Source organism: Pseudomonas sp. JS425, from assembly GCF_018223845.1.
GTDB classification, from domain to species: domain Bacteria; phylum Pseudomonadota; class Gammaproteobacteria; order Pseudomonadales; family Pseudomonadaceae; genus Aquipseudomonas; species Aquipseudomonas asiatica.
On the sequence record NZ_CP073661.1, the window covers coordinates 6,188,693 to 6,202,529 of the forward strand.

General features: G+C 61.6%; 12 protein-coding genes. 8 read left to right on the top strand and 4 right to left on the bottom strand.

Going from position 1 to position 13,837, the window contains the following annotated elements; all coding sequences use genetic code 11:
* The first annotated feature begins 253 nt into the window (after positions 1 to 253).
* On the top strand, positions 254 to 880 hold the full coding sequence (locus tag KDB76_RS28500) for a hypothetical protein (RefSeq protein WP_013974828.1): 627 nt from the start codon (positions 254 to 256) through the stop codon (positions 878 to 880).
* Here the strand turns inward: KDB76_RS28500 and KDB76_RS28505 are convergent.
* Complete coding sequence (locus KDB76_RS28505) at positions 872 to 1,789, bottom strand: LysR substrate-binding domain-containing protein (RefSeq protein ID WP_013974829.1); 918 nt, start codon at positions 1,787 to 1,789, stop codon at positions 872 to 874. The two genes, KDB76_RS28500 and KDB76_RS28505, sit on opposite strands and share 9 nt — an antisense overlap.
* Positions 1,790 to 1,971: 182 nt before the next feature.
* Between KDB76_RS28505 and aspA the strand changes: the two genes are divergently transcribed.
* From aspA to KDB76_RS28525, 4 genes are all read left to right on the top strand, one after another.
* Positions 1,972 to 3,396: an aspartate ammonia-lyase gene (gene aspA / locus KDB76_RS28510; RefSeq protein ID WP_003260072.1), complete on the top strand. Its 1,425-nt coding sequence runs from the start codon at positions 1,972 to 1,974 to the stop codon at positions 3,394 to 3,396.
* A gap of 183 nt (positions 3,397 to 3,579) precedes the next feature.
* Positions 3,580 to 4,572, top strand: coding sequence for an AraC family transcriptional regulator (locus KDB76_RS28515; RefSeq protein ID WP_013974830.1), 993 nt, complete (start codon positions 3,580 to 3,582; stop codon positions 4,570 to 4,572).
* 232 nt (positions 4,573 to 4,804) lie between these two features.
* Positions 4,805 to 5,848 carry a histone deacetylase family protein gene (locus KDB76_RS28520; RefSeq protein WP_013974831.1) on the top strand — a complete coding sequence of 348 codons (1,044 nt, stop codon included), beginning with the start codon at positions 4,805 to 4,807 and terminating at the stop codon, positions 5,846 to 5,848.
* Complete coding sequence (locus tag KDB76_RS28525; RefSeq protein WP_013974832.1) at positions 5,848 to 6,951, top strand: polyamine ABC transporter substrate-binding protein; 1,104 nt, start codon at positions 5,848 to 5,850, stop codon at positions 6,949 to 6,951. The genes KDB76_RS28520 and KDB76_RS28525 overlap by 1 nt, the downstream gene beginning before the upstream one ends.
* Before the next feature lie 30 nt (positions 6,952 to 6,981).
* Here the strand turns inward: KDB76_RS28525 and KDB76_RS28530 are convergent, their stop codons facing one another.
* Positions 6,982 to 8,526 carry a PLP-dependent aminotransferase family protein gene (locus KDB76_RS28530; protein ID WP_023660643.1) on the bottom strand — a complete coding sequence of 515 codons (1,545 nt, stop codon included), beginning with the start codon at positions 8,524 to 8,526 and terminating at the stop codon, positions 6,982 to 6,984.
* 90 nt (positions 8,527 to 8,616) lie between these two features.
* Here KDB76_RS28530 and KDB76_RS28535 point away from each other — a divergent pair, with 90 nt between their 5' ends.
* Genes KDB76_RS28535 through KDB76_RS28545 form a run of 3 tightly spaced genes read left to right on the top strand, consistent with a single transcriptional unit; the run spans position 8,617 to position 10,384 of the window.
* Complete coding sequence (locus KDB76_RS28535) at positions 8,617 to 9,246, top strand: FMN-binding negative transcriptional regulator (protein ID WP_013974834.1); 630 nt, start codon at positions 8,617 to 8,619, stop codon at positions 9,244 to 9,246.
* An 11-nt stretch (positions 9,247 to 9,257) separates the two neighbouring features.
* Positions 9,258 to 9,704 (top strand): GNAT family N-acetyltransferase, encoded by a 447-nt coding sequence (locus KDB76_RS28540; RefSeq protein ID WP_003260065.1) that lies wholly within the window; start codon positions 9,258 to 9,260, stop codon positions 9,702 to 9,704.
* Between the two features lie 8 nt (positions 9,705 to 9,712).
* A complete protein-coding gene (locus tag KDB76_RS28545; protein ID WP_013974835.1) occupies positions 9,713 to 10,384 on the top strand; it encodes a GNAT family protein in 672 nt (223 codons plus the stop codon).
* A 179-nt stretch (positions 10,385 to 10,563) separates the two neighbouring features.
* On the opposite strand, the gene oadA is transcribed toward KDB76_RS28545, so the two are convergent.
* Both oadA and KDB76_RS28555 read right to left on the bottom strand, forming a co-directional pair.
* Positions 10,564 to 12,372 carry a sodium-extruding oxaloacetate decarboxylase subunit alpha gene (oadA, locus tag KDB76_RS28550; protein WP_013974836.1) on the bottom strand — a complete coding sequence of 603 codons (1,809 nt, stop codon included), beginning with the start codon at positions 12,370 to 12,372 and terminating at the stop codon, positions 10,564 to 10,566.
* Between the two features lie 11 nt (positions 12,373 to 12,383).
* Complete coding sequence (locus KDB76_RS28555; protein ID WP_013974837.1) at positions 12,384 to 13,799, bottom strand: acetyl-CoA carboxylase biotin carboxylase subunit; 1,416 nt, start codon at positions 13,797 to 13,799, stop codon at positions 12,384 to 12,386.
* Between the last annotated feature and the right edge of the window lie 38 nt (positions 13,800 to 13,837).

The window sequence follows — 13,837 nt, forward strand, 5'->3', positions numbered from 1 at the left end:
AAGCGCCTTCTGGCGCGCTAAAAGCAACAAGCCACGCAGGTGGGCCGGCGTGGCTTGTCATACGGATTCTAAATCGACCAGGTCGGCCGAAGGCGCGGGATTGTAGCGTATTTCAAGGCCCTGCGCCCACCCCCGCAAGCACATGTCTGATCAAAGGGCAAGCTGTCTCGCAGGACAACTTTTTCCTGCCGCCTCTGGGTTGACGAATACCAGACGCTTGTATCCCCGATCTCGAAAATTCAGGTACGTACATATGAGTGTTTCACGCCTCTTCGCGCTTTCGTGTGGCCTGGTACTCAGCTTGCAACTGCCAGCTGCTTCTGCTGCCCGCTCGCTTACCGTCACCGTCTATGTTCACGACGACCTTGCCGACATGAGCGATGAGCAATTGAACAAGGACTTCTTTCAGCATTGGCTGGACGAGATGCGCAGTTTCAGCCAACAGTCCATCGAGGTCATATTTCAACGCGAGGTAGAACACATTACCGATATTGCTTATGCAGGAATGCCGTCCGCTCAACTACTCGAGGCCTTCGCCCGGCAACTGCATGAACAACAGCGCCACCCATCCTTTTCCTTTATGGATAAACAGCTGCTGCTGACGCGCAACAGCTATGATCACAGCGGCCTGAACTACAACGCAGGCCTTGCCTATCAGAAGCAAAACACGGCTATTGCGTCGGCAGGTGCATACGGTGCTCCAGCCCATGAAATCGGTCATTTGCTAGGCGCCACGCACGAAGATGCCGAACTGAAATTCAATGGCTGGGTGTGTGAAACGTACACCCACCCCCGTGTACCGGCCCGATCCAATTGCTACCGCTATAGCGACAAGAATCGCGCGAATATCGCGGACTACTTGAAATACAACTCAAACTGAAGCCTCACCTTGTGCGCCTGACGACTCAAGCTTTCGCCACAACAAGCGGACGTTGGCCTTGCGCACCAGTGCGCAGCGGTACAGACGAATTTCCAGTGGCACATGCCACTGGCTGCCGCCGCAGATCGCCAGTTCGCCCCGCTCCAGTTCGCCACGCATCGACAGGCGCGGCACCCAGGCGATGCCCATGCCCTCCAACGCCATGCTCTTGAGGCTGTCGGCCATGGCGGTTTCGTAGACGGTGGTATAGCGCAGATTTCGCTGGCGCAGCAGCAAATTGACCGACCGACCGAGGAAAGCGCCGGCGGTATACGCCAGCAGCGGCACACTGCCCTCGCCTTCCAGGTCGAACAACGGCTTGCCGTCGGCATCCACGGCGCACACCGGCAACATTTCAGTGGTGCCCATGTGCAGCGACGGGAAGATTTCGGCATCCATCTGCAAGGCGGCATCCGGGTCATAGAAGGCCAGCATCAGGTCGCAACCACCTTCACGCAATGCATGTACGGCATCTCCGACGTTGGTCGCAACCAGGCGGGTGGCGATGTTCAAACCATCGTTGCGCAACTGGGCCACCCAACGCGGGAAAAAGCCCGACGCCAGCGAGTGTGCAGCGGCCACCTGTACCACTTCACCCTGCCCGCCCTCCAGGTGATGCAAATGGCGGAGAATTTCGCTCAATTGGTCGACAACAGTACGCGCGGTGACGAGAAACAGCTGCCCGGCCTCGGTCAGTTCGATCGGCGTGCGGGAACGATTCACCAATTGCAGGCCCAAAGCTGCTTCCAGACTGCGTATACGCCGGCTGAAGGCAGGTTGGGTAACGAAACGCCGCTCTGCCGCCTGGGAAAAACTGCGGGTCGCAGCCAGCGCGCTGAAGTCTTCCAGCCATTTGCTTTCAAGGTTCACGAAGCACATCTCCTGGCGCGCACCAAAATGGAACACGCTCGAATATCAATTGGCGTCACATGAAACACTATGCCGTTTGTGCATAGGTTAGCGTGCAACAGCATTGGCCGCAAAATCACCTTCAGGCCTAGGATTGGCGCCATTCCGGCATGTGCCGGGTCAAAATCGAGATGATATACATCATGTCCTCCGCTGCATCGTTCCGCGTCGAAAAAGATTTGTTGGGTACCCTTGAAGTTCCTGCAGATGCCTACTACGGCATCCAGACCCTGCGCGCTGCCAACAACTTCCACCTCTCCGGTGTTCCGCTGTCGCACTACCCGAAGCTGGTCGTGGCCCTGGCCATGGTCAAGCAGGCTGCTGCTGACGCCAACCGTGAGCTGGGCCACCTGAGCGATGCCAAGCACGCTGCCATCACCGCAGCCTGCGCCCGCCTGATCAAAGGCGATTACCACGACCAGTTCGTGGTGGACATGATCCAGGGCGGTGCTGGTACTTCTACCAACATGAACGCCAACGAAGTGATCGCCAACGTTGCGCTGGAGGCCATGGGCCACCAGAAGGGTGAGTACCAGTACCTGCACCCGAACAACGACGTGAACATGGCGCAGTCGACCAACGACGCCTACCCGACGGCTATCCGCCTGGGCCTGCTGCTGGGCCACGACGCGCTGCTGGCCAGCCTCGACAGCCTGATCCAGGCCTTCGCTGCCAAGGGTAAAGAGTTCGACCACGTACTGAAGATGGGCCGTACCCAGCTGCAGGACGCGGTACCGATGACCCTGGGCCAGGAATTCCGTGCCTTCGCCACCACCATGACCGAGGACCTGCAGCGCCTGCGCTCGCTGGCCCCGGAACTGCTGACCGAAATCAACCTGGGCGGTACCGCCATCGGTACCGGCATCAACGCCGACCCTGGCTACCAGGCCCTGGCCGTACAGCGCCTGGCTGCCATCAGCGGCCAACCGCTGGTACCGGCTGCCGACCTGATCGAAGCCACCTCCGACATGGGCGCCTTCGTACTGTTCTCCGGCATGCTCAAGCGTACTGCAGTCAAGCTGTCGAAGATTTGCAACGACCTGCGCCTGCTGTCCAGCGGCCCACGCACCGGCATCAACGAGATCAACCTGCCAGCGCGTCAGCCAGGCAGCTCGATCATGCCAGGCAAGGTCAACCCGGTTATCCCGGAAGCCGTCAACCAGGTGGCCTTCGCCATCATGGGCAACGACCTGGCCCTGACCGTCGCCGCCGAAGGTGGCCAGCTGCAGCTGAACGTGATGGAGCCGCTGATCGCCTACAAGATCTTCGACTCGATCCGCCTGCTGCAACGTGCCATGGACATGCTGCGCGAGCACTGCATCGTCGGCATCACCGCCAACGAACAGCGCTGCCGTGAACTGGTCGAGCACTCGATCGGCCTGGTCACCGCCCTGAACCCGTACATCGGCTACGAAAACGCCACCCGTATCGCCCGCGTTGCCCTGGAAACCGGCCGCGGCGTACTGGAACTGGTGCGCGAAGAGAAGCTGCTGGACGACGCGATGCTCGACGACATCCTGCGTCCGGAAAACATGATCGCTCCCCGTCTGGTTCCGCTGAAGGCGTAACCAGGCTGCTGTAAACAGTCTCACCAGGTCGAGGGACTAGACACCTCTCAACCTTTCAAAGGCCCGAGCCTATGCTTCGGGCCTTTTTTTTGCCTGAAGGATTTTGGGGCTGCTTTTCGGCCCCCCGAACATCGGCACACAACTTGCTCCATAATGCGTCCCAGGCCAACGGGATTACCCAGCATGCTGCACAGCCACCTGACCACCCTCAACGCGGTTTCGCTGATCCTCAACGTCTTCCAGGCAGACGGTTGCGAGGCGTCGGCGCTGCTGGCCGGCAGCGGCATCGGCCCGGCAGACCTGGGCCATGCCGATGCGCGTATCACCACCCAGCAGGAACTGCAGGTGTGCGCCAACGCCGTTGCCCGACGCGAAGATATAGGCCTGGAGCTGGGCCAGCGCATGCATGTGTCGTGCTACGGCATGCTTGGTTACGCCCTGCTCTCCAGTGCCACTTTGGGTGACGCCTTGCGCTTGGCACTGCAGTATCCGGCACTGCTGGGAACAATCTTCAAGCTGCGTTTGCTCGATGACGGTCAGCGTGTCTGGTTCAGCGCCAGCGATTACCACGACAGCCCGGCGCTGACCGCCTTCAATGCAGAGTTCTGCCTGGTGTCGCTGAAGGTCATCTGCGACGACCTGCTCGGCCGCCCGCTGCCCCTGCTGGGTGCTCGTTTTGAACACCCACGGCCCGGTTACCATGCTCTCTATACCGGGGCATTCCAGTGCCCGGTCGGTTTCGACGCCGAGGACAATGCCTTTGCCTTCGAACGGCGCTGGCTGGACACGCCACTGCCGCTGGCCGACCCGATTACCCACAAGGCAATGAGCGAACGCTGCCGGCGCCTGAACCTGGAATTCACCGGCCGCCAGGCCTGGCTGGGGCGGATTCGCCAACTGCTGGCGCAGCAACTGGATGCAGCGCCCGGGCTGGAAGGGCTGGCACGGCAGATGAACTGCTCATCGCGCACCCTGCGCCGGCATTTGCAGGCGTTGGGCAGCAGTTATCAACAGCTGCTGGATGAACTGAGGTTCGAGCGGGCCAAACAGTTGCTGGCTGATGCGCAGATGCCGATCTACCGGATTGCCGAGTCCCTGGGGTTCAGCGAGACCGCCAGTTTTCGGCATGCCTTCCAGCGCTGGAGTGGTGTAGCGCCAAGCCATTTTCGCGGTTGAACTGTACCGGCCCTTTCGCGGGTGAACCCGCTCCCACAGGGATTGCACCCACTCAGGTGCAACACTGTACCTGTGGGAGCGGGTTCACCCGCGAAAGGGCCAGTACAGGCCACCAACAAATTCTGCCAATGAAGCTTGGCCACATCGATCCCCTTTTGGCCGTATGCGTCGTTCTCCCCCACTGGCTCGCCCATGAAAATGGGCCCACGCCAGTATCCAATGGAGAACAACAATGCTGACGATCTATTCCGATGACCACCGCCTGCACCATGGCCGCTGCGAGCTGATCGACGGCAAGCTGATGCCCTGTTTCGAAATGCCGTCACGCGCCGACCATGTGCTCGACCAGGTGAAAAAGCGCAACCTTGGCGACATCCAGGGCCCCACCGACTATGGCCGTGCACCGTTGCTGCGCATCCACAGTGCCGACTACCTGGATTTCTTCGAAGGTGCCTGGGCGCGCTGGGCCGCACTGGGCCAGGAAGGCGACCTGCTGCCATTCACCTGGCCCGCACGCTCCCTGCGCCAGATAAAACCCACCGGCCTGCACGGTGAGCTGGGCTACTACAGCTTCGACGCCGGCGCACCGATCACCGCCGGGACCTGGCAGGCTGCCTACAGCGCCGCCCAGGTCGCCCTCACCGCCCAGGCGGCGATCCAGCAAGGCGCCCATTCCGCCTTCGCCCTGTGCCGCCCGCCAGGGCACCATGCGGCTGGCGAAGTCATGGGCGGCTATTGCTACCTGAACAACGCCGCCATCGCCGCCCAGGCCTTCCTTGACCAGGGCCGGCGCAAGGTCGCAATTCTCGATGTCGACTATCACCACGGCAACGGCACCCAAGACATCTTCTACAGCCGCAACGATGTGTTCTTCGCCTCGATCCATGGCGACCCGCGCGACGAGTTCCCGTTCTTCCTCGGCTATGCCGATGAAACCGGCGAGGGTGCCGGCGAAGGCTGCAACATCAACTACCCACTGCCGGCTGGCAGCGACTGGGCCGCCTGGAACGCCGCCCTGGAGGACGCCTGCCAGCGCATCGCCGCCTATGACGCTGAAGTGCTGGTGATCTCGCTGGGTGTGGATACCTTCAAAGACGACCCGATCTCGCAGTTCAAGCTGGACAGCCCGGACTACCTGGAAATGGGCAAGCGCATCGCCCAGCTCGGCAAGCCGACCCTTTTCGTGATGGAAGGCGGCTACGCTGTGGAAGAAATCGGTATCAACGCGGTCAATGTGCTGGAAGGCTTCCAGCAGGCCCAGCCAGGAGCCCGATAATGGTTCGACTCAAGCGTCTGCTCGCCCCGTTCATCGCCGCTACCCTGTTCACTGGTGCCCTGCAGGCCCAGGCCGAACAGCGCACCCTGCGGGTGTTCAACTGGTTCGACTACATCACTCCGCAAACTCTCACCGAGTTCCAGAAAGACAGCGGAGTGAAGCTGGTCTACGACATCTTCGACACCAACGAGGCGCTGGAAGCGAAACTGCTGACCGGCAACTCCGGATATGACGTGGTAGTGCCATCCAACGTGTTCCTCGCCAAGCAGATCGAAGCGGGTGTGTTCCAGCCGCTGGACCGCAGCAAGCTGCCGAACTGGCAGCACCTGGACCCGGCGCTGATGAAGCTGATCGAAGCCAACGACCCCGGCAACAAATTTGCCGTACCCTACATGTACGGCACAGTGTTGATCGGCTTCAACCCGGCCAAGGTCAAGGCTGCGCTCGGCGACAACGCCCCGGTGGACAGTTGGGACCTGATCTTCAAGGAAGAGAACATCGCTAAGCTCAAGCAATGCGGCGTGGCCCTGCTCGACTCGCCGTCGGAGATCATGCCGCTGGCCCTGCAGTACCTGGGCCTGCCACCGAACAGCGACAAACCGGCTGATTACAAGAAAGCCGAAGCGCTGATGCTGAAGATTCGCCCGCACATCACCTACTTCCATTCCTCGAAGTACATGGCTGACATCGCCAACGGCGATATCTGCGTTGCAGTGGGCTACAGCGGTAGCTTCTCTCAGGCAGCCAACCGCGCCCGCGAGGCGAAGAATGGCGTGGTGGTGGACATGCGCCTGCCCAAGGAAGGTGCACCGATCTGGTTCGACATGCTGGCGATTCCGAAGAATGCGACCAACCCGGAAGATGCCCACGCGTTCATCAACTACTTACTGCGGCCTGAGGTGATTGCGCCTATCAGCGACTTTGTCGGGTACCCGAACCCGAACAAGGATGCGACCGACAAGGTCGACCCGGCGATTCGCAACAACCCCAACCTGTATCCGACAGCGGAGGCGATGGCCAAGCTGTATACCCTCAAGCCCTTGGCGCGGGATGTCGAGCGAGCTCGGACCAGGGCCTGGACACGGATCAAGTCTGGTACCTGATTTAGAGCCGGGGCCGCTAGGCGGCCCCATTCACTTTCTCCAGGCCTTGCGCAAGCGCATCAACGCCTCGGCAATCTCCCCCTCCGGCACCGCTGCAAACCCCAGCACCAGCCCTGCCCTTTTATCCACAGGCACCTCGCTGTCAGCCAGCCAGAAATTGCTAAGCGGCGTCACCTCAACCCCCACCGCTTCAGCCTTGGCCACCAACTCCTGCTCCCGCGCAAAGTTATCCACATCGACCTTCACATGCAGCCCGGCCGCCACCTCCGGCATGCCGCTCAAACCCGGAATATCCACGGGCCAGCCAGCCTTCAGCACATTGCGCCGGCTCAACGCCGCCTTGCGCATGCGCCGAATATGCCGCTGGAAGTGCCCCCGGGCCATGAACTCGGCCATCACGCACTGGCTACTGACCTCTGAATGCCGCACCGCCAGCGCCCTGCCCTGGCTGAACGGCTGCGCCAGTTGTGGTGGCAGTACCAGATAGCCCAGGCGCAACGCCGGAAAGGCGATCTTGCCGAAGGTACCGACGTACAGCACCCGCCCGTGCCGGTCGAGCGCCGCTAGCGGGGCCAAGGGCGCACCGCTGTACCGGTACTCGCCGTCGTAGTCGTCTTCGATGATCCAGCCTTCGCTGCGCTCGGCCCATGCCAGCAGTTCCAGGCGTCGCGCCAGGCTCATGGTCACCCCGGTCGGGTACTGGTGGGCTGGCGTGACGTAGGCCAGCCGGCAATCCGTCAGTTGCCCGAGCCGGCGACAGTCCATGCCATCCTCGTCCACCGGCACGCCACACAACCTGCCACCGGCCAGCGCAAAGGCATGCCCGGCTGCGCGGTAACCCGGGTTTTCCACAGCCACACCGTCGCCCGGCTGCAACAGCAACTGTGCACAAAGGCTGATTGCCTGCTGCGCACCACTGGTGATCACAATTTGTTCAGCGGTACAACTCAGTCCACGCGAGCGACGCAGGTAGGCCGCGATCAGTTCGCGCAGCAGCGGCTCGCCTGCCGGGTCACCATAACCCAACTGCGCCGGAGCCGGGTTGCGCCAGAAACCCGCCTGCAGCTTGGCCCAGACGTCGAAGGGGAACAGGTCGAACGCCGGAATACCGACGCGAAAAGCACGCGGTGCACCGCTTCTTGGGGGCGGCAGATGGTTACTTTTCAGGCGCTGCAAAGGCTCGCTGGAACGACGCTTGCTGGATAAATCCTCAGTATTTTCTGAGGGAGATGTGGATAAGTCTGTTGATAACCCACGGGATAACCCTGTGGATACTTGTGTGGATAGTTTTGCACTGGAGAGCTTCGGTAACTGGCTGACATAGGTGCCGTCGCCTACCCGGCTTTCGATGTAGCCCTCGGCATATAGCTGGTCATAGGCCCGCACCACACTGTTGCGTGACAGCGCCAGCATGGCGGCCAGATCACGAGTGGCCGGTAGCCGTGTGCCACTGCTCAGGCGCCCGTCCAGCACCCGCGCACGTAGCGCCTGGTACAGCTGCTGGCTGAGCCCGCGGCGGCGATCGAGGTCGATCCCGGCAGGGTCGAAAGGCAACACGAGGGGGCGCTCGTTCATGGCATTGGACCTATAAAAACAGCTGTTAATGGCTCTTACTATGAACCAATAGCCTGCCTAGGATGGAGCCATCGCACAAGGAAACCGAGCATGTACAACAGCAAACCCCATCAGGAACACGACCTCGGGCGCCTGCACCAGCACATGCTCGACACCCGTCTGGCCATCCTGGTCAGCCAGGGCGAACAAGGCCTGCTGGCCACGCACCTGCCAGTGCTGGTCGATATTGCCGAAGGCGAATTCGGCACCGTCTATGCCCACCTGGCGCGGGCCAACCCCCAATGGCACGACCTGAGGCAAGGTGGCGAAGCCCTGCTGGTGTTCCCCGGCGCCGATGCCTATGTCAGCCCCGGTTACTACCCGAGCAAGGCCGACAACCCCAAGGTGGTGCCAACCTGGAACTACTTGGCCGTGCACGCCTATGGCCCAGCCGAAGTGATCCACGAAGCCGAACCCTTGCTGGCCATTGTCAGCCGACTGACCGAGCGCCACGAACAAGGCCGCGGCGAACCGTGGAAAGTCACCGACGCCCCGCGTGATTACCTCGATGGCATGCTCCGCGCCATCGTCGGTGTTCGCTTGCCCATCACCCGCCTGCAAGGCGCGCGCAAGCTAAGCCAGAACCGCTCTGAGCAAGACATTGCCGGCGTGCGTGAAGGCCTTAGCGCCAGCCCCGATTACCTGGATAACCAACTCGCGGCGCATATGCGCCAACTCTGAAGGAATAGCCCATGTCCAGCGTCACCCTGCGTCCTGTCACCACCCAAGACCATGCTGCCTGGCTTGCCCTGTGGCAGGCCTACTTGCACTTCTATGAATCCGAATTGGCCGAAGAGGTCAGCCTCAGCACCTGGCAACGCCTGCTCGACCCAAACGAACCGACCCATTCAGCCTTGGCCTGGGTCGATGGCAAGGCGGTGGGCATGGTCAACTTCATCTACCATCGTTCCAACTGGAGCATTGGCAACGCCTGCTACCTGCAGGACCTGTACGTGGACAGCGGGCAGCGCGGCCTGGGCATCGGCCGCCAGCTGATCGAGCACGTCTACGCCCAAGCCAAGACCGACAACTGCATCAAGGTGTACTGGGTGACCCATGAGACCAACGCCACCGCCATCAGCCTGTACCAACAGGTTGCCGAGCGCTCGGGCTTCATCCAATTCCGCAAAGAGTTCTAAGGCCGAACATGACCGACGCATTGAACTGGAAACCCGCCGCAGTCCCACAGGCCGAGCCTATCGACGGCCGTTTCATCCGCCTCGAAAAGCTTGACCCGGCGCGACATGGCGACGACCTCTGGGAGGTGTTGCAAGGCCCGGCTGCCGATCCGGCACTGTGGGACTACTTGCCCTATGGCCCATTTGCCGAGCGTGCCGCCTTCGACCGTTGGCTGGAAGGCAACGCCGCCGGCCGCGACCCGCTGTTCTACACCGTCATCGACCGCACCAGCGGCCAGGCCCAGGGCATCCTCAGCCTGATGTCGATCGTGCCCGACCACGGTCGCATCGAAATTGGCCACATCGCCTTCGGCGCCGCCATGCAGCGTACACCCAAGGGCACCGAGGCAGTGTACCTGCTGGGCAAGCTGGGCTTCGAGCTGGGCAACCGCCGGCTGGAGTGGAAGTGCAACAACGCCAACGCCCGCTCCAAGCGCGCGGCGGAGCGGTTTGGCTTTGTCTATGAAGGAGTGTTCCGCAAGCACCTGGTGGTGAAGGACCACAATCGGGATACGGCGTGGTATTCGATTACCGATGATGAGTGGCCAGCGGTGGCTGCTGGGTTCGAGCGGTGGTTGAGCGATACCAACCAACAACCTGGAGGTCAGGTAGAAACACTTGAGGCATGCCGTAAAGGTTGAGAGTTGTGTTAGATCAGCCGGCCTCTTCGCGGGTAAACCCGCTCCCACAGGTACTGACCTCAGGCTTGCGGGGGCCTGTAGGAGCAGCCTTGTGCTGCGAAGAGGCCGGCAGATTCAACGCGAAAAAAAGGGGAGCATCCGCTCCCCAGAGGTTAACCGCTTGTAGATGAGGGCTTATCTCAGCCCTCGATCTCGATCAGGATCTCGCCCGGAGTCACACGGTCGCCCTTGGCCACGTGGATGGCCACCACCTTGCCAGCGATACCCGCCTGCACTTCGGTCTCCATCTTCATGGCTTCGGTGATCAGCACGGCCTGGCCGGTCTTGACCATGTCGCCTTCCTTGACCAGCACATCGACGATGTTGCCTGGCATGGTGGTGCTGACGTGGCCCGGGGCACTGGCCTGCTTGCGCTTGCTGCTGCCGCCGCCGACGAATTCGTTGAGCGGCTCGAACACCACTTCTTCCGGCATGCCGTCGATCGACAGGTAGAAGTGGCGCTTGCCTTCGGCCTTCACGCCCACACCGGTGATGTCGACACGGTAGGTTTCGCCGTGCACGTCGATGACGAACTCGGTCGGTACGCCTTCACCGCTATGGGACGCCACTGCGCCCGCTTCAGGAATTGGCAGCAGGACTTCGGGAGTCAGGGTGCCGGCTTCGCGTTCTTCGAGGAACTTGCGGCCAATGTCAGGGAACATGGCGAAAGTCAGCACGTCTTCTTCGCAACGGGCCAGGGCGCCGATATCGGCACGCAGCTTGGCCATTTCCGGCTTCAGCAGGTCGGCCGGGCGCACGTCGATCACTTCTTCACTGCCGATCGCCTGACGGCGCAGCTGCTCGTTGACCACGCCCGGAGCCTTGCCGTAACCGCCTTGCAGGTACAGCTTCACCTCGTTGGTGATGGTCTTGTAGCGCTCGCCGGCCAGCACGTTGAAGAACGCCTGGGTACCGACGATCTGCGAGGTCGGGGTCACCAGCGGTGGGAAGCCAAGGTCTTCACGCACGCGCGGGATCTCAGCCAGCACTTCATTCATGCGGTTGAGGGCGCCCTGCTCCTTGAGCTGGTTGGCCAGGTTGGAAATCATGCCGCCCGGTACCTGGTTGACCTGCACGCGGGTGTCCACGGCGGTGAACTCGCTTTCGAACTGGTGGTACTTCTTGCGCACGGCATAGAAGTACAGGCCGATTTCCTGCAGCAGTTCCAAGTCCAGGCCAGTATCGAATTCGCTGCCTTTGAGCGCGGCAACCATCGACTCGGTACCCGGGTGGCTGGTGCCCCAAGCGAAGCTGGAGATGGCGGTGTCGATGTGATCGGCGCCGTTTTCCACAGCCTTCAGCTGGCACATTGCGGCCAGGCCGGCAGTGTCGTGGGAGTGGATGAACACCGGCAGCGACTGCTCGGCTTTCAGCGCCTTGACCAGTTCGCCGGTGGCGAACGGGGTCAGCAGGCCGGCCATGTCCTTGATCGCGATCGAGTCGCAACCCATGGCTTCCATCTGCTTGGCCTGGTTCACGAAGGCTTCGATGGTGTGCACCGGGCTGGTGGTGTAGGCGATGGTACCCTGAGCGTGTTTGCCGGCAGCCTTGACCGCTTCAATGGCCACGCGCAGGTTACGCACGTCGTTCATGGCATCGAAGATACGGAACACGTCGATACCGTTGACTGCGGCCTTGGCGACGAACGCCTTGACCACGTCGTCGCTGTAGTGGCGGTAGCCCAGCAGGTTCTGGCCGCGCAGCAGCATTTGCAGGCGGGTGTTGGGCAGCGCGGCGCGCAGCTTGCGCAGGCGCTCCCACGGGTCTTCCTTGAGGAAGCGCACGCAGGCGTCGAAGGTGGCGCCACCCCAGACTTCCAGCGACCAGTAGCCGACCTTGTCGAGCTTGTCGCAGATCGGCAGCATGTCTTCGGTACGCATGCGGGTGGCCAGCAGGGACTGGTGGGCGTCGCGCAGGATCGTGTCGGTTACGTGAATTTTCTTGGACATTATGGGGTTCCTCACAGGCCTGCGTGGGCGGCGATGGCGGCGGCGATGGCCAGGGCCAGCTCTTCGGGTTTGCGCTTGATCGAGTAATTGGTCAGTTCCGGGTGGCTTTCGACGAAGCTGGTGTTGAACTGGCCGCTACGGAATTCCGGATTGCGCAGGATTTCCTGGTAGTACGCGGCGGTGGTCTTCACCCCTTGCACGCGCATGTCGTCCAGGGCCCGCAGGCCGCGGTCCATGGCTTCTTCCCAGGTCAACGCCCACACCACCAGTTTCAGGCACATGGAGTCGTAGAACGGCGGGATGGTGTAGCCGGTGTAGATCGCCGTGTCGGTACGCACGCCCGGGCCGCCGGGTGCGTAGTAACGGGTGATCTTGCCGAAGCTGGGCAGGAAGTTGTTCTTCGGATCTTCGGCGTTGATGCGGAACTGCAGCGCGTAACCGCGGTGCTGGATGTCTTCCTGCTTGACCGACAGCGGCAGGCCCGAGGCAATGCGGATCTGCTCACGGACGATGTCGATACCGGTGATTTCCTCGGTGATGGTGTGTTCCACCTGCACCCGGGTGTTCATTTCCATGAAGTACACCTCGCCATCGGCGAGCAGGAACTCCACGGTACCGGCGTTCTCGTAGTTCACTGCCTTGGCCGCACGCACCGCCAGGTCGCCGATGTAGGCGCGCTGTTCGGGGGTGAGCTGTGGGCTCGGGGCGATTTCGATGAGTTTCTGGTTGCGGCGCTGGATCGAGCAGTCGCGCTCGAACAGGTGCACGACGTTGCCAAAGCTGTCACCGAGGATCTGCGCCTCGATGTGCTTGGGGTTGACGATGCACTTTTCCAGGAACACTTCCGCAGAACCAAAGGCCTTGGTAGCCTCGGAGATGACGCGGGGGAAGTTCTGTTCCAGTTCTTCACGGCTGTTGCAACGGCGAATACCACGGCCGCCACCACCAGAGGTGGCCTTGAGCATGACCGGGTAACCGATGCGGTCACCTTCGCTCAGGGCTTCGTGAATATCGGCAACGTTGCCTTCTGTACCCGGGGTTACCGGCACACCAGCGGCGATCATGGTGCGACGCGCTTCGGTCTTGTCGCCCATGCGGCGGATGACCTCGGCGGCAGGGCCGATGAACTTGATCCCGCGTTCGGCGCAGATCTCTGCCAGTTCAGCATTTTCCGACAGGAAACCATAACCTGGGTGCAGGGCATCACAGCCGGTTTCCACAGCCAAGTTCACCAGCTTGCGCGGGTTCAGATAACCGGCCAGCGGCTCGGCACCAATGCTGTGGGCTTCATCGGCGCGCTTGACGTGCAACGCATGGCGGTCGGCGTCGGAATAGATCGCCACCGAGCGAATGCCCATCTCGGCGCAGGCACGCACGATCCGAACTGCAATTTCACCTCGGTTGGCGATCAGGATTTTTTTTATCACTGGAGTCTTCCCAAAGCCGTAGGAACAGTCGAGCCGGT

What these genes read in the sequence shown, in the direction of transcription:
- KDB76_RS28500 (WP_013974828.1), top strand. Translation starts at nt 254, where the DNA reads ATGAGTGTTTCACGCCTCTTCGCGCTTTCGTGTGGCCTGGTACTCAGC.
- aspA (WP_003260072.1), top strand. Translation starts at nt 1,972, where the DNA reads ATGTCCTCCGCTGCATCGTTCCGCGTCGAAAAAGATTTGTTGGGTACC.
- KDB76_RS28515 (WP_013974830.1), top strand. Translation starts at nt 3,580, where the DNA reads ATGCTGCACAGCCACCTGACCACCCTCAACGCGGTTTCGCTGATCCTC.
- KDB76_RS28520 (WP_013974831.1), top strand. Translation starts at nt 4,805, where the DNA reads ATGCTGACGATCTATTCCGATGACCACCGCCTGCACCATGGCCGCTGC.
- KDB76_RS28525 (WP_013974832.1), top strand. Translation starts at nt 5,848, where the DNA reads ATGGTTCGACTCAAGCGTCTGCTCGCCCCGTTCATCGCCGCTACCCTG.
- KDB76_RS28530 (WP_023660643.1), bottom strand. Translation starts at nt 8,526, where the DNA reads ATGAACGAGCGCCCCCTCGTGTTGCCTTTCGACCCTGCCGGGATCGAC.
- KDB76_RS28535 (WP_013974834.1), top strand. Translation starts at nt 8,617, where the DNA reads ATGTACAACAGCAAACCCCATCAGGAACACGACCTCGGGCGCCTGCAC.
- KDB76_RS28540 (WP_003260065.1), top strand. Translation starts at nt 9,258, where the DNA reads ATGTCCAGCGTCACCCTGCGTCCTGTCACCACCCAAGACCATGCTGCC.
- KDB76_RS28545 (WP_013974835.1), top strand. Translation starts at nt 9,713, where the DNA reads ATGACCGACGCATTGAACTGGAAACCCGCCGCAGTCCCACAGGCCGAG.
- oadA (WP_013974836.1), bottom strand. Translation starts at nt 12,372, where the DNA reads ATGTCCAAGAAAATTCACGTAACCGACACGATCCTGCGCGACGCCCAC.